Annotated in this window: 17 protein-coding genes; 4 read left to right on the top strand and 13 right to left on the bottom strand. The window is 29.3% G+C overall.

All coding sequences use genetic code 11. From position 1 onward, the window contains the following. The first annotated feature begins 7 nt into the window (after window positions 1-7). Entirely contained in the window at window positions 8-259 is a 252-nt protein-coding gene (gene rpsT, locus CHB63_RS15310) for a 30S ribosomal protein S20 (protein ID WP_089379364.1), read from the top strand. Window positions 260-333: 74 nt separating this feature from the next. Here rpsT and rodA read toward each other — a convergent pair whose 3' ends face one another. The 7 genes from rodA to CHB63_RS15275 form a co-directional block, all read right to left on the bottom strand. After that, window positions 334-1,611: a rod shape-determining protein RodA gene (rodA, locus tag CHB63_RS15305; RefSeq protein WP_089379363.1), complete on the bottom strand. Its 1,278-nt coding sequence runs from the start codon at window positions 1,609-1,611 to the stop codon at window positions 334-336. Further along, a complete protein-coding gene (gene mrdA / locus CHB63_RS15300; RefSeq protein WP_089379362.1) occupies window positions 1,601-3,457 on the bottom strand; it encodes a penicillin-binding protein 2 in 1,857 nt (618 codons plus the stop codon). The genes rodA and mrdA overlap by 11 nt, the downstream gene beginning before the upstream one ends. After that, window positions 3,458-3,964 carry a rod shape-determining protein MreD gene (gene mreD, locus CHB63_RS15295; protein ID WP_089379361.1) on the bottom strand — a complete coding sequence of 169 codons (507 nt, stop codon included), beginning with the start codon at window positions 3,962-3,964 and terminating at the stop codon, window positions 3,458-3,460. Next, on the bottom strand, window positions 3,957-4,787 hold the full coding sequence (gene mreC, locus CHB63_RS15290; protein WP_089379360.1) for a rod shape-determining protein MreC: 831 nt from the start codon (window positions 4,785-4,787) through the stop codon (window positions 3,957-3,959). The genes mreD and mreC overlap by 8 nt, the downstream gene beginning before the upstream one ends. 21 nt (window positions 4,788-4,808) lie before the next feature. Then, window positions 4,809-5,837: a rod shape-determining protein gene (locus CHB63_RS15285; protein ID WP_089379359.1), complete on the bottom strand. Its 1,029-nt coding sequence runs from the start codon at window positions 5,835-5,837 to the stop codon at window positions 4,809-4,811. A gap of 53 nt (window positions 5,838-5,890) precedes the next feature. Further along, window positions 5,891-7,417, bottom strand: coding sequence for a bifunctional phosphoribosylaminoimidazolecarboxamide formyltransferase/IMP cyclohydrolase (gene purH, locus CHB63_RS15280; protein ID WP_089379358.1), 1,527 nt, complete (start codon window positions 7,415-7,417; stop codon window positions 5,891-5,893). Window positions 7,418-7,773: 356 nt separating this feature from the next. Further along, entirely contained in the window at window positions 7,774-8,226 is a 453-nt protein-coding gene (locus CHB63_RS15275) for a GAF domain-containing protein (protein ID WP_089379357.1), read from the bottom strand. Between the two features lie 39 nt (window positions 8,227-8,265). Here CHB63_RS15275 and xrtF point away from each other — a divergent pair, with 39 nt between their 5' ends. From xrtF to CHB63_RS15260, 3 genes are all read left to right on the top strand, one after another. Beyond that, a complete protein-coding gene (xrtF, locus tag CHB63_RS15270) occupies window positions 8,266-8,802 on the top strand; it encodes an exosortase family protein XrtF (protein WP_089379356.1) in 537 nt (178 codons plus the stop codon). After that, complete coding sequence (locus CHB63_RS15265; RefSeq protein ID WP_089379355.1) at window positions 8,799-9,245, top strand: exosortase F system-associated membrane protein; 447 nt, start codon at window positions 8,799-8,801, stop codon at window positions 9,243-9,245. The genes xrtF and CHB63_RS15265 overlap by 4 nt, the downstream gene beginning before the upstream one ends. A gap of 85 nt (window positions 9,246-9,330) precedes the next feature. After that, window positions 9,331-9,735 carry a heavy metal-binding domain-containing protein gene (locus tag CHB63_RS15260; RefSeq protein ID WP_089379354.1) on the top strand — a complete coding sequence of 135 codons (405 nt, stop codon included), beginning with the start codon at window positions 9,331-9,333 and terminating at the stop codon, window positions 9,733-9,735. A 72-nt stretch (window positions 9,736-9,807) separates the two neighbouring features. On the opposite strand, the gene CHB63_RS15255 is transcribed toward CHB63_RS15260, so the two are convergent. The 6 genes from CHB63_RS15255 to CHB63_RS15230 all read right to left on the bottom strand — a co-directional run bounded on the left by CHB63_RS15255 (window position 9,808) and on the right by CHB63_RS15230 (window position 14,402). Further along, the gene (locus tag CHB63_RS15255; RefSeq protein WP_089379353.1) at window positions 9,808-10,380 is read right to left on the bottom strand and encodes an adenine phosphoribosyltransferase; all 573 of its coding nucleotides are present in this window, start codon (window positions 10,378-10,380) and stop codon (window positions 9,808-9,810) included. A 141-nt stretch (window positions 10,381-10,521) separates the two neighbouring features. Then, the gene (gene groL, locus CHB63_RS15250) at window positions 10,522-12,159 is read right to left on the bottom strand and encodes a chaperonin GroEL (RefSeq protein ID WP_089379352.1); all 1,638 of its coding nucleotides are present in this window, start codon (window positions 12,157-12,159) and stop codon (window positions 10,522-10,524) included. Window positions 12,160-12,282: 123 nt separating this feature from the next. After that, entirely contained in the window at window positions 12,283-12,561 is a 279-nt protein-coding gene (locus CHB63_RS15245; protein WP_089379351.1) for a co-chaperone GroES, read from the bottom strand. A gap of 156 nt (window positions 12,562-12,717) precedes the next feature. Further along, the gene (gene secG, locus CHB63_RS15240; protein WP_089379350.1) at window positions 12,718-13,059 is read right to left on the bottom strand and encodes a preprotein translocase subunit SecG; all 342 of its coding nucleotides are present in this window, start codon (window positions 13,057-13,059) and stop codon (window positions 12,718-12,720) included. Beyond that, window positions 13,056-13,889 (bottom strand): hypothetical protein, encoded by an 834-nt coding sequence (locus CHB63_RS15235; RefSeq protein ID WP_089379349.1) that lies wholly within the window; start codon window positions 13,887-13,889, stop codon window positions 13,056-13,058. The genes secG and CHB63_RS15235 overlap by 4 nt, the downstream gene beginning before the upstream one ends. A 3-nt stretch (window positions 13,890-13,892) precedes the next feature. Further along, window positions 13,893-14,402: an LptE family protein gene (locus tag CHB63_RS15230; protein WP_089379348.1), complete on the bottom strand. Its 510-nt coding sequence runs from the start codon at window positions 14,400-14,402 to the stop codon at window positions 13,893-13,895. Window positions 14,403-14,439: the final 37 nt, after the last annotated feature.

Genomic DNA, 14,439 nt, shown 5'->3' with positions numbered 1-14,439 from the left:
TTTTACAATGGCAAATCACAAGTCAGCACTAAAGAGAATAAGAAGTAACAGTGTTAAGCAATTAAGAAACAAATATCAGCATAAAACTACACGTAATGCTGTAAGAGACTTACGTGCTACAACTGAGAAGAAAGAGGCTGAGGAATTATTTCCTAAAGTTGTTGCAATGTTGGATAAACTTGCAAAAAGAAATATTATTCACAAAAATAAGGCGGGTAACTTAAAATCTAAATTAGCTAAACAAGTAGCTTCTTTATAGTTTAACGCAAATAAAATATTTAAAAAGCATCCTAATTTAGGATGCTTTTTTTGTTTTATCCATTAATCTTAATCTTACCATTCATAAGACCTATTTGCGTCTAAGCGAATAAATATAAAAAGAAGTGCCGTAAAGCCCCATAGTGCCGAGCCACCATAACTAAAAAAAGGTAAGGGAATTCCAATTGTAGGTAGCAATCCTATTACCATTCCAATATTAATAGTGAAATGGGTAAAAAATATAGCGGCAATGCTATATCCATAAACCCTACTGAATTTTGACTTTTGTCGTTCCGCGATTTGTATGATTCTTAAAAGAAACAATACAAATAAAACAATAACGATACTGCTACCAATAAACCCCCATTCTTCACCTACAATAGTGAAAATATAATCTGTTTGATGTTCTGGTACAAAATTTCCTTGGGTGCGTTCGCCTTCTAGAAACCCTCTGCCTTTTAAACCTCCAGATGCTATTGTTGTTACAGATTGGTTGGTATTATAGCCTATGCTTTTAATGTCTGTTGTTTTACCCAATAAAATATTGAATCTATCTCTGTGACGCTGTTCAAATACATTATTAAAAACAAAGTCTACACTAAAAATGAAAAGGGCTGAAATTAAATAAATGCCAAGTATTTTTATCCAACCTTTTTTAAATGCTTTTTTTCTGTAATAGTTAAAATATAATAGAATAACAATTAAAAGTAAAAACGAGGCAATAATTGTGTTAGAAAACCCAAAGTAGAGTGTAATAACAAACAAGAATAATGTTATAAAGCCAATAGTTATATAATAAAATGGCAATCCTTCTCGGTATAAAACAAATATAAATGCAGTGTAAACCAACGCGGAACCTGGGTCAGGTTGAAGAGTAATTAATATTGCAGGAATAAATAAGATTATTAAAGCTTGTAATTGTGTGTTTAACTTTGAAAGATTAAATTGTTTATCACTTACAAGTTTGGCTATTGCTAAAGCGGTAGCTGCTTTTGCAAATTCAGAAGGTTGCAATCCAACTCCTCCAAAATTATACCATGAAGTTGCACCGTTTATGTTTTTACCTAGAATGAATAATCCTGCTAAGGATACTAAACTTACTAAGTAAATAATTGATGCATATTTTTCATAAAATTTTGCTTCAAATAGCAAAATTAAAAGAATAAGCGGTATACTAAGTCCAATCCAAATAAGTTGTTTCCCATATTCAGAAGAGAAGTTTATTAAATCTACTTGTGAATCAGTTATTGTTGCAGAATATATATTTATCCAACCAAAAAAAATGAGGATAAAATAAAAGAGTATTAATACCCAGTCGATTCCATAAAAAATATTGTTTCTTTTATTTCTCAATGTTTAAAGTATCTTTTATTTGTTTGTCATATTCTTCTTGCAAGCTTCCATTAAACATTTCTTGTTCTTTCCAAGGCCTAATAGTTTCTCCATTTAAGTATTCTTCAATCATTAGACTGGCAATTGGGCCCGCCCAACGAGACCCCCAATAGCCATTTTCTACAAATACGGCAATTGCTATTTTAGGATTGTCTTTTGGAGCAAATGCAATAAAAATAGAATGATCTTGTCCATGTGGGTTTTCAGCAGTTCCAGTTTTTCCACATATTTCAATTCCTTTTACTTTAGACCAGCTCGCCGTTCCTCTTGGGTTTTCAAACACATTAAACAATCCTTCTATTACAGGTTCAAAATATTTTTCATCAATAGTTGTATGTTTTGGCGTTGTATATTTTTCATTTAATTCTTTTCCTTTTATGTTTTTTACAATATGTGGTGTAAAATAAAAGCCTCTATTTGCAACAGTTGCAGTCATATTAGCCAATTGAATTGGAGTTGTTAGCACCTCGCCTTGTCCAATTGCGTTTGAAATTGTTGCTGTTGATCTCCATCGACCGTTTGGATACCATTTATTATACAAATCCCCAGTAGGAACTAATCCTTTTTTACCTACAGATAAATCGTTATTTAAATAATTCCCTAATCCAAAGCTTTTAACATGTGTACTCCAAGCATTCATACCCTCAGAAGCGTCTGGGTATTTTTCTATAGTTTTTCTATAAGCATTTGAAAAGTAACTATTACATGACCTATATATTGCTTTATTTAATTCAACCGGACTTCCATGTGTTCCACAATGACACTCCATAAAGGCATCTTTACCAGATCCATATTTATAACCACCAAAACATTTTATAGTTGTTGTCGTATTAATTACATTCTCTTGCAAGGCCACTAATGCTGTAACTACTTTAAATGGTGATCCTGGAGGATATTCACCTTGTAAACCTCGATCTAATAATGGCTTGCTTATGGAATCAAGAAATAATTTCGTGAAGTTTTTTGATCGTTCTCTTCCAATTAATAAATTGGGATTGAATGTAGGTGTTGAAACCAGCGCTAAAATTTCTCCTGTTGAAGGTTCTAAAGCAACAACTCCCCCTCTTTTATTAATCATTAATGCCTCACCATATTGTTGTAATTTACTATCAATAGTTAGAGTAATATCATTTCCAGGTATTGGAAGTGTATCATAAATTCCATTTTTGTAAGGTCCAATCTCTTTATTAAATCGATCTCTTTGAATGTGTTTAACGCCCTTTATTCCTCGTAAGGTTTCTTCGTAAGTTGTTTCAATTCCCGCAGTACCAATTAATTCACCTAATTGATAATATGGATTTTTTTTTATCATATTTTCATTAACTTCACTTATATACCCCAATACGTTGGGAGCGGAATTTAAGGGGTATTCTCTTAAAGATCTTTTTTGAATGTAAAACCCAATAAATTTGTGCATTTTTTCCTGTAAATAAGCATAGTCGCTTTTAGATAATTGTGCAACAAAAGTTGATGGAATACGAGTTGAATATTTTTTGGCTCTTTCAAATTTTTTGATAAATTCTTTCTTATTGATTTTAAGTAGGGTACAAAACTCTAATGTATCCAAAGGTTTAACTTCTCTGGGAATAACCATAATATCATAAGAAAGTTGGTTTGCAACTAATAAAACACCATTTCTATCATAAACATATCCTCTTTCAGGATAGTCATAGGTTACTTTTACAGCAGAGCTATTTAGGGTGGGCACTGTATAAGAGTTATCTAATATTTGTAAATAAAAAAGACGACTAATAAATACTAACGCAATAAAAATAATTAAAAAGGTTAACAAGCCTGATCTCTTCATTTATTTCTTTTTTGAGAATAATATAATACCTAAAATAATTATAATTATTGTGAAAACACTTGTTAAAATTGTGTTAGAAATAATTGGGTAGAAAGAATTAAGGCTGAAATATTCTAAACTAAAAACAATAAAGTGATGGATTATAGTTAAAATTACTATAAAAATAAAGGCTTTACTAAATGAAACAGCTCTAAGGTTAAATAATAAAAAATCAAAATCTGTTTTTCTTAAAACCATCTTTAAAATTGGAAGTCTAATAAAAGCAATTGCTAATGTAGCTGCTGCGTTAATTCCTCCTGAATCGGAGAAGAAATCTATAGAAAGGCCTAAAAGAAAACTTAATATTAGAAATAAACTTTTATTTTTTCTTATTGGGAATAATAGAATCCATGCTATGTAAACCATTGGGTTTAAATACCCAAATAAATTTATATGATTGAAAATCAATACTTGTAAAAGTACTAAGCCAATAAAACGTAATGAATTATTTAATATTAAACTATTCATTTAAACTTTCTTTTTCTAAATTTAATTGTTCAGTTCTTTCAAGGTTTTTAACAATTTGAACATAGCCAATTGAGCTCATATCATTAAATAATTGAATGTTGATATCTTGAAATTGATTATTTTCAAATTTAAAATTTTTGATAACTCCAATTTTAATTCCCTCTGGGAAAATTGCAGATTTACCTCCTGTAATTATTGTATCACCATCTTTAAATTGTGCTTGTCTTGGAATATCAATTAGTTGTAAAATATTGTAATCCTTTCCATCCCAAACTAAAGTACCAAAATGGTTACTATTTTTAAGGCGAACATTAATTTTAGAATTGTTATTTAAAATAGATAAAACAGTTGTATAATTCGAAGAGGTACTTTTAGTAACTCCAATTATTCCTTTACTATTAATCACGCCTAAATCTGAAGTAATTCCTTGTTTAATCCCTTTGTTAATTGTTAAAGTATTGTTTCTATTTGTGTAGTTGTTATTAATAATTTTAGCATAAGTGTACTCGTACTTTTGGCCATATTGTGCAGAGTCATTTAATTTAAATGAATCTTGATTTTCGCTTAGATTTTTTATGCTTAGGGAATTTTTTAAAGCTGTGTTTTCTTCAATTAAACGTTCATTTTCCGTTTTTAAATGAAAAAATTCGTTAATTGAATTCGTTTTATTATAAATTCCTCCACTTATAGAATTTGCAGAATTAACAAATTTACTTTTATGATATGAATGATGTTGAATTATAAACGTAAAAGCTAAAATTTCTAAAAGTAAAAAAAGCAGAAAGTATCTAAATTTTCTAATAAAATAAATGATTTGCTGCATATGTAAATTTAGGGCGTTGTATTATTTCATTAATACATTTTTATATTTTTCAAGATCTTTTAAAGCAATTCCAGTTCCTCTAACAACGGCTCTTAATGGATCTTCGGCTACATATACAGGTAAATCTGTCTTTCTAGATAAACGTTTATCTAACCCACGTAACATAGAACCACCACCAGCTAAATAAATACCAGTATTGTAAATATCTGCAGCTAATTCAGGTGGAGTTTTAGAAAGTGTTTCCATTACCGCGTCTTCAATTCGTAAAATTGATTTATCCAGTGCTTTTGAAATTTCTCTAAAAGATACCTGAACCTGTTTTGGTTTTCCACTTAATAAATCACGGCCTTGCACCAACATGTCTTCTGGAGGAGTTTCTAAGTCTTCAGTAGCTGCACCAATTTGAATTTTTATTCTTTCAGCGGTGCGTTCACCAACATATAAATTATGTTGAGTTCTCATATAGTAGGCTATATCTGAAGTAAATACATCTCCAGCAACTTTAACCGATTTATCACATACAATACCACCTAAAGCAATTACTGCAATTTCCGTAGTTCCACCACCAATATCAATTATCATATTCCCTTTTGGCTGCATAATATCAATTCCAATACCAATAGCAGCTGCCATTGGTTCGTGAATTAAATAGATTTCTTTAGCATTCATATGTTCAGCAGAATCTATAACAGCACGTTTTTCAACTTCAGTAATTCCAGACGGAATACAGATAACCATTCTTAATGAAGGCGTGAAAAATCTCTTTTTTATACTCGGAATGTTTTTGATAAATTCTTTTATCATTTGCTCCGAAGCTTCAAAATCTGCAATTACACCATCTTTTAAGGGTCTAATTGTTTTAATATTTTCGTGAGTTTTTCCTTGCATTAAACTGGCTTTTTTACCAACTGCAATTATTTTCCCGGTTGATCTATCTCTAGCCACAATTGATGGCGCGTCAACAATAACTTTACCATCATGAATTATTAAAGTATTTGCCGTACCTAAATCAATCGCAATGTCTTCGGTCATAAAGTCGAAAAAACCCATATATTTTTATTGTTTTTTAAATTTTTTAATCAAACTTCTCAAAGTTACTAAAATTAGTGTTTAAAATGACGCGTTCCAGTAAAAACCATTCCTATATTATTATCATTACAATAATCAATAGATAATTGATCTTTAATTGAGCCTCCAGGCTGAATAACAGCTTCAATACCAGCTTTTCCAGCTATTTCTACACAATCTGGGAAAGGGAAAAAAGCATCACTCGCCATTACAGCACCTTTTAAATCAAAATTAAAAGTTTTTGCTTTTGTTATAGCTTGTTCTAAAGCATCAACTCTAGATGTTTGTCCTGTTCCACCTGCACATAATTGTTTATTTTTAACTAAAATAATAGTATTTGATTTAGTATGCTTGCATATTTTTGAAGCAAATAATAAATCTTCAATTTCTGAATCAGAAACAACTTTTTTAGTAACGTTTTTTAATCCTTCTTTAGTATCTGTAACATTATTTGGATCTTGAGCTAAAACTCCGTTTAGAGCAGTTCTGTAACTAATATTAGGGAATTCAACATCTTTTTGAACTAAAATAATTCTGTTTTTCTTACCTTTTAATATCGGCAAGGCTTCTTCCGAATAAGAAGGGGCAATTACAACTTCACAAAACAAACTGTGAATTTCTTTAGCAGTTGCTTCATCAATTTCTCTATTGGCTATTAAAACACCACCAAAAGCAGATGTTGGATCTCCAGCCAAAGCATCTATATAAGCTTGCACTAGCGTATCTCTTTGCGCTAAACCACAAGCATTATTATGTTTTAAGATTGCAAAAGTTGGAGCATCATTTTTAAATTCTCTAATTAAATTAACAGCAGCATCTACATCTAACAAATTGTTGAAAGAAAGTTCTTTTCCGTGCAGTTGGTCAAATAATTCATCTAAATTTCCGTAGAAAAAACCTTTTTGATGTGGATTCTCTCCATAACGTAATTTTTTAGCAATATTAAAGCTTTGTCTAAATACAGGTTGACCATCATTCATATAATTGAAGATTGCTGTATCATAATGACTGGAAACTGCGAATGATTTGGTAGCAAATGATTTACGTTGCGCTAAAGTTGTAGCTCCATTGTTTTCAGAAATAATCTTTAAAAATTCATCATATTGATTCATTGAAGAAACACAAATTATATCTTTAAAGTTTTTAGCAGCTGCTCTTATTAATGAAATGCCTCCAATATCAATTTTTTCAATAATGTCTTGTTCTGGCGCTCCGCTAGCAACTGTTTTTTCAAAAGGATACAGATCAACAATTACAATATCTAATTCAGGGATTTCATACTCATTCAATTGAAAAAGGTCACTTTCATTTTCTCGCCTTGCTAGAATACCTCCAAAAACTTTTGGATGTAAAGTTTTAACTCTTCCTCCTAAAATTGAAGGGTAAGAAGTTAAATCTTCTACGGGTATTACATTAATACCTAATTCTTTAATGAAATTTTCTGTTCCGCCTGTTGAATAAATTGTAACGCCAAGTTCGTTTAATTTTTGAACTATTGGTGCCAATCCATCCTTGTGAAATACTGAAATTAGTGCTGATTTTGCTTTTTTAGATATATCCATTTGTTGTATTGTTGTAGTTGCGCAAAGCTAATAATTATCAACAGTTTAAACAATATAAATTACATGGAATTTTAGCTGTATTTTTTAATTTTTGAGTAAAAATTATTAACTAATTCGTTATAGTTTTCATTTGAGGATTTGTATTGTTGCTTTTTAAATATTTTAAAGAAATATTTATGCAGGGATTTAAGCATATTAATTAACTAATTAGGGGGTTAGGTTAAGTTTTGAATAAAATACAAAATTGTATTAATTAGTAAAAATAGAAAAATAAACTATTTATTACAAATTTTAAATAATTTTAGAAATAGTATTTTTGGTGTTTAAATAGTTTTATGATAATTTAAAAATAAAACTTATAATGTTTTAGCCACTTTTAAACATACATATTCTAACAAGTCCTCATCATCCTTAGAGAAAGGATTTACTGAATGAGAATCTATATCAATTTGACCAACATTTTCATTATTCACAAAAATAGGTATTACAATTTCGCTTTTAACTTTCCAACCACAAGAAATATAATTATCCTGACTGGATACATCCTGAACTACAAAGTTTTGATTGCTTAAAGCAACTTGACCACATATGCCTTTACCAAATGGAATAATTGTATGTTCTGTAGGTTCTCCTGCAAATTGAGCTAATTTCAATTCTTCTTTATCTCCATTTTTAAAATAAAAGCCAACCCAGTCATAATACGTAATTTCCTGTTTTAATAAATCGCAAATTGCTTGAAGAATTATTTCAATTTTGGAATGTTCATCAAAGATTGAGCTAACAGATTTTTTTAATTCAGTAATATTCATAATAATTTGTAATTTTAAGCAAAATTAAAATTCTTTTTTGTGCAAAATAATAAAACGGTGCTATTTTTTATTTTAAAGTTTTTTGGAACTTATTTAATACTGTTTTTAATTTATTCATTTTATTTATCAAAGAATCAAAAAACCTCTGATATTTTTGCGTGTGCTCCTGTAACTAAAACTGTCGCAAATAAAACAAAGAGTTTGTTGACGTTTTTGGGTTATAGTACAGAAATTGAGCAAGACACCAAAGAGTTGTCAGTTAATTTATATGTTGAAAATAAATTTTTGGCGAGGATAGTTGAGGGATGTAATGCAATAAGTATTATCATTTTATTTATATCATTTATAATTGCTTTTGCGAGTGATTTTAAGCGTACTGCATTATTTATTTTATTTGGAAGTCTTATTATATATTTTACAAATATTATAAGGATTGCAATAATTGTAATAGCGATTAACAAATATCCGCAATATCAAAACATACTTCATGATATTGTTTTTCCTAGTTTAATTTATGGAATTACATTTTTACTTTGGTTTATTTGGGTTCAAAAATTTTCAAAAATTAAAAAATGAAGAAAACAACTCGAATAGGTTTAATAGTTTTAATGCTTTTTTTATTAATAAGTATTCGAGCATTTCTTGAACCTTTCTTTTATGATCCTCTTATAAATTATTATAAAAGTAATTATTTAATGAATTCAATTCCTGAATTAAAATTAGGAGCTTATTTTTTAAACCTTTTTTTAAGATATTCTATAAATTCAATAATTTCAATTTTAATTATTCATTTAATATTTAATAATTTTAGAACAATTAGATTTGTTGTAAAGTTTTATGTTTTTGCATTTATAATTCTAAGTATATTATTGTTTCTTTTTTTACAATTTGAACCATTATCAAATAAACTAATGATCTTTTATTTAAGAAGGTTTTTAATTCAACCATTATTTTTATTTATTTTATTACCAGCTTTTTATTATCAAAAATTGAAGTTTAAGGATAATTTTATAAAATAATTGAAACAATAAATTAATAAAATGCAAGTTTTTATTATTTTAGGCGACGAATGAGTAAATAATTATATAATAATAAAACAAAACAATGAAAAAAACAATTTTAGTATTGACAGCAATATTTTCATTTACAGTGCTTTTTACTGCATGTAAAGAAACTAAAAAAGAAGAGGTAAAAGAAGAAGTGAAAATGGAGAATCATGATGGTCATGATCATTCAAAAGAAGAAATGGCATCTAAAGATGTTTACCAATGCCCAATGGATTGTGAAAAAGGGAAAACTTACGAAGGTGAAGGAGCTTGCCCTGTTTGTAAAATGGATTTGAAAGTAAAATCTGTTGATTCTGATGCTATGCATGCTGAGGGATGTAAATGTAAAGAAGCTGGTGAGTGCACTTGTGAAGGAGGAAAATGTGAGTGTAAAGCTGGAGTTGCTTCTAATGATATGGAGTGCACAAAATGCGAGCCAGGAACATGTGAATGTAAAGCATAAGTTTCAAAATAATATAAATAATAAAAAATCCGATTAATTTGATTAATCGGATTTTTTTATTTTAAAGCCATTTTAAAATTCTAAAAGTGCTTTTATTTTGTCATTGTCTACATATTTTTGAAGTACTTTTCTTCCCGGTAAGAATGATAAATCCATAATAAAATTAAATCCGGCAATTTCCGCACCACATTTTAAAATAATTTCTGCAGCTGCACCAGCTGTACCTCCAGTAGCTAATAAATCGTCGTGAATTAAAACTTTATCTCCTGGATTTATTAAGCCAGCTTGCACTTGTATTTCATCTAATCCATATTCTTTTTGAAATGATTGCGTAATAACTTCTCCAGGAAGTTTCCCCGGTTTTCTAGCAAGAATCATTGGTGTTTTTGATGCTTTTGCTAAATCAAAACCAAATAAAAAACCTCTGGCATCAAAACATAAAATTTTATTGAATAAAAAATTATTTGCTCCTTGTTTAGGAAGCAATTCTTTTAAATAATGGGAGGTTATTAGAGCCAATTCAGGATTGAATAATATACTTTGAACATCTTTAAAATTTACTCCTTTTTCAGGCCAGTCTGGAAATGTTTTAATTTCAGCAGTTAATAGCTTTCTACATTCTTCAATAGTGGTAATAGCGTCCATTTTTATTGTTGATTTGTGGTTGTTATAACTATTTATCAAAAATACTTAAAATTGTATTAATATAAATTCTATTTCATTTTTAAAAAAACAAAAAACCACTTATCTTATTAAGTGGTTTTTTGTTTTTTATTTGATTGAATATTACATCATTCCTGGCATTCCACCACCACCCATTGGAGGCATTCCACCAGCAGGAGAATCTTCTTTAATATCAACTAATGTACAAGCAGTTGTTAAAATCATTCCAGCAACAGAAGCTGCATTTTCCAACGCAATTCTTGTTACTTTAGTAGGATCTATAATTCCTGCTTTAAACATTTTTGTATATTCATCGGTTTTGGCATTATAACCAAAATCACCTTTTCCTTCAATTACTTTTGCAACAACTACAGAGCCTTCACCACCTGCATTTTCTACAATTTGACGTAATGGTTCTTCAATAGCTCTTGCTAAAATTTTAATACCAGTTACTTCGTCTAGGCTATCAGTAGTAATTGATTTTAATACTTCAATTGTTCTAACTAAAGCTACACCACCACCAGCAACAATTCCTTCTTCTACAGCAGCACGAGTAGCATGTAAAGCATCATCAACTCTGTCTTTCTTTTCTTTCATCTCAATTTCACTTGCAGCACCAACATATAAAACGGCAACACCACCAGCTAATTTAGCTAAACGCTCTTGTAGTTTTTCTTTATCGTAATCAGATGTTGTAGTTTCAATTTGAGATTTTATTTGTGCAACTCTTGCTTTAATAGTAGTTGCATCTCCAGCACCATTTACAATTGTAGTATTGTCTTTGTCAATAGTTACTCTTTCAGCAGTACCAAGCATTTCTAAAGTTGCTTTTTCTAATGTTAATCCTCTTTCTTCTGAAATAACTGTACCACCAGTTAAAATAGCAACATCTTCTAGCATTGCTTTTCTTCTATCTCCAAAACCAGGAGCCTTTACAGCTGCAATTTTTAAAGCGCCACGTAATTTATTCATTACTAAAGTAGCTAAAGCTTCTCCTTCAACATCTTCTGCAATAATTAATAATGGTTTACCACTTTGTGCAACCGGCTCTAATATTGGTAATAAATCTTTAAGATTTGTAATTTTCTTTTCGAATAAAAGAATATATGGATTTTCTAAATCCGTTAACATTTTATCAGCATTGGTAACAAAATAAGGAGATAAATAACCTCTGTCAAATTGCATTCCTTCAACTATGTCTACATAAGTTGTAGTTCCTTTTGCTTCTTCAACAGTAATAACTCCTTCTTTTCCAACTTTAGTAAAAGCTTCAGCAATTAAATCACCAATTGTCTCGTCATTGTTTGCTGAAATAGATGCAACTTGTTTTATTTTATCTGATTTATTTCCAACTTCTTGAGATTGCTCTCTTAAGTTAGCAACAATTGCTTCAACAGCTTTGTCTATTCCACGTTTTAAATCTAATGGGTTTGCACCTGCAGCAACATTTTTCAATCCTTCTTTTACAATAGATTGTGCCAATACAGTTGCAGTTGTAGTTCCGTCTCCTGCTAAATCGTTCGTTCTAGATGCAACTTCTTTTACCATTTGTGCACCCATATTTTCTAAAGGATCTTCTAACTCAATTTCTTTAGCTACAGTTACACCATCTTTAGTAATTGCGGGTCCCCCGAAAGCTTTACCAATTACAACATTTCTTCCTTTTGGACCTAATGTTACTTTTACAGCATTTGCTAAAGCATCAACTCCACGTTTTAAACCATCACGTGCTTCAATATCAAAAATTATATTTTTTGCCATTTTATTTTATTTTTTATGCAATAAACTGTTAGTTTTAAACCAATAACTTATTGCGAATTTATTTTTATATTTAATTAAAGATTTTAAGCCAATTGAAAAATATAAAAGGCTAAAAGCTAAAATTTAAACAATTGCTAAAATATCGCTCTCTCTCATTATTAAATATTCAGTACCTTCTAAAACAAGTTCTGTTCCAGCATATTTACCAAATAGAACAGTATCGTTCACTTTTACGGTCATAGGTTCGTCTTTAGTACCTTTTCCAACTGCAATTACAGTACCTTTTTGTTGTTTTTCTTTAGCTGAATCTGGAATTATAAGTCCAGATGCAGTTGTAGTTTCAGCTTCAAGAGGTTTTACTAAAACTCTATCAGCTAATGGTTTAATATTTATTTTACTCATTTGTAATTGATTTAAAATTATTAATTCTACGAATTAAGTTGTCTAAAAGTGTGCCAATAATTTAAAACTGACAAATATACTTTTTGAAGAAAAAAATCATAAAAAAAATGCCAATGTGTGTGACACGTTGGCATTTTTAAATGTTTTTATAAAATATTATTGAACTGTGTCAAGAGTTGTTGCAGCTGCAGGTTGAACTGGAGTAGCAGGAACTTCACGATTTTCAATAGTATTTTCAATTTCTGAACTTGTATCAACGGCATTTACTTTTGGAGCTGCAAAGTTAGATAACAATATTAGCGCCAATAAAACTACTGAAAGTGTCCAAGTACTTTTATCTAAAAAGCTAGTAGTATTTTGAACTCCACCTAATGATTGAGATCCACCACCACCAAATGAAGAAGATAATCCACCACCTTTAGGATTTTGTACCATAATAATTAAGATTAGTAAAAATGCTACTATCATAATCAGAACTAAGAATAATGTATACGTCATGACTTATTTTTTTGTAAAATTTTAATTGCTTTAATTCGGTTTGCAAAGAAACTACTTTTTTCTGGATATTTCAAACTTAAAATGCGGTAAGCTTTAATCGCATTATCATATTTTTTTTGTTCTAAATAAACCTTAGCTAAAGTTTCTGTCATTATGCTTTCACTTTCATCAGAATTTTCATTTGAAATTTCTAAGTTTTGCGAATTTTTATCTATTGGTTTTATCTTGGGGTTAGACTGAATAAATTTATCAATTAAGTTAAATTTGGATTCGTTTTTTGAGGTTTCTTTAGGAGATTCAACTGGAGTTTCTCTTTGTATTGGCTCTCTTGAAATTAATTGCATCCATTCGTTAAAAGAATGTGGTTCAGCACTTTTAAAATCAATAGGTTTTCCTATTTCTAATAATTCAGTAGCTTTTTCTTTAGAATCAACAATAGTAATTGGTTCTTTCTCTTTAATTTCGTTTATTTCTACTTCTTTTGTAGTTTCTATAAAAGAATCTGTTATTTTTTTATGAAGAATTTCAATAGTTTCAGGTTCAATTACATCAATTTCTTCTAATATTTCAATTTGATGATTGGTTTTTGAAATAAATTTTTGAGAGGTGATAAAATCAAAAAGAACTTTTCTATCTATTGTGTAGGCACCTGTTTTCTTTAATGCTTGATTGTATTTAAAATTATTCGTTTTATTTAAACCTTTTAATTGAAGTGCTCTCGCAAGTTGAAAATATGGATATTCATTAATAACTACATTTAACTGTTCCGTTTTTAAAGCATCTATTGTTGCTGTATTTTGCATTAAAAAAGTAAAATCAGTACTATTCATAGTTTACCATTTTGCTACTGAAGCATTAAAAATATCTTGTGCAATTCTTTCAATTATTTCATCAAAAGCATCATCTAAGATACCTCCAACTAATTGTGAGTTAGCATCAAAATCGTAATAATGAGAAAATGTTTTTTCAAAATTATCTTCTTCAAATTTATTATTGAAAAAGCGAACATTTATTGTAATTGTTAATCTGTTTTGAGCAGCAGTTTGTTGTGCAGTTGCTGTCATTGGATTAATTTTATACCCTGTAATTTCACCTTCAAATTGCAAATCACCACCAGAACTAACAGAAGTTAAGTTAGTTTGTGTATCAAATAAATCTCTAAGTTCTTGTGTGAAAGTTTGACTTAAAGAGGGTTCGACCAATATAGCTTCATTTGGAAAATAATCTATTTGAACTGATTTAACGTCTGGATTAATATTAGTTCCTGTAAAAGAATATACCCAACAACTTTGTGTTGTTAATAAAAGTAATAAGGCAATTATAAGGTTAAATATTTTTTTCATTTGATAAATTTAGTGATTTAAAAAAAGCTATTTTAAA

This window comes from Lutibacter flavus (genome assembly GCF_900188355.1).
Lineage (GTDB): Bacteria > Bacteroidota > Bacteroidia > Flavobacteriales > Flavobacteriaceae > Lutibacter > Lutibacter flavus.
The sequence above is the reverse complement of the archived record's forward strand: the minus strand, read 5'-3'. Positions and strand labels throughout refer to the sequence as shown.

Coding starts and splice junctions, on each gene's coding strand:
- CHB63_RS15275 (WP_089379357.1), bottom strand. CDS start 8,226: ATGAATATTACTGAATTAAAAAAATCTGTTAGCTCAATCTTTGATGAA.
- CHB63_RS15245 (WP_089379351.1), bottom strand. CDS start 12,561: ATGAGTAAAATAAATATTAAACCATTAGCTGATAGAGTTTTAGTAAAA.
- CHB63_RS15260 (WP_089379354.1), top strand. CDS start 9,331: ATGAAAAAAACAATTTTAGTATTGACAGCAATATTTTCATTTACAGTG.
- mreD (WP_089379361.1), bottom strand. CDS start 3,964: ATGAATAGTTTAATATTAAATAATTCATTACGTTTTATTGGCTTAGTA.
- CHB63_RS15285 (WP_089379359.1), bottom strand. CDS start 5,837: ATGGGTTTTTTCGACTTTATGACCGAAGACATTGCGATTGATTTAGGT.
- secG (WP_089379350.1), bottom strand. CDS start 13,059: ATGACGTATACATTATTCTTAGTTCTGATTATGATAGTAGCATTTTTA.
- CHB63_RS15265 (WP_089379355.1), top strand. CDS start 8,799: ATGAAGAAAACAACTCGAATAGGTTTAATAGTTTTAATGCTTTTTTTA.
- CHB63_RS15230 (WP_089379348.1), bottom strand. CDS start 14,402: ATGAAAAAAATATTTAACCTTATAATTGCCTTATTACTTTTATTAACA.
- rpsT (WP_089379364.1), top strand. CDS start 8: ATGGCAAATCACAAGTCAGCACTAAAGAGAATAAGAAGTAACAGTGTT.
- groL (WP_089379352.1), bottom strand. CDS start 12,159: ATGGCAAAAAATATAATTTTTGATATTGAAGCACGTGATGGTTTAAAA.
- purH (WP_089379358.1), bottom strand. CDS start 7,417: ATGGATATATCTAAAAAAGCAAAATCAGCACTAATTTCAGTATTTCAC.
- mreC (WP_089379360.1), bottom strand. CDS start 4,787: ATGCAGCAAATCATTTATTTTATTAGAAAATTTAGATACTTTCTGCTT.
- mrdA (WP_089379362.1), bottom strand. CDS start 3,457: ATGAAGAGATCAGGCTTGTTAACCTTTTTAATTATTTTTATTGCGTTA.
- CHB63_RS15235 (WP_089379349.1), bottom strand. CDS start 13,889: ATGAATAGTACTGATTTTACTTTTTTAATGCAAAATACAGCAACAATA.
- CHB63_RS15255 (WP_089379353.1), bottom strand. CDS start 10,380: ATGGACGCTATTACCACTATTGAAGAATGTAGAAAGCTATTAACTGCT.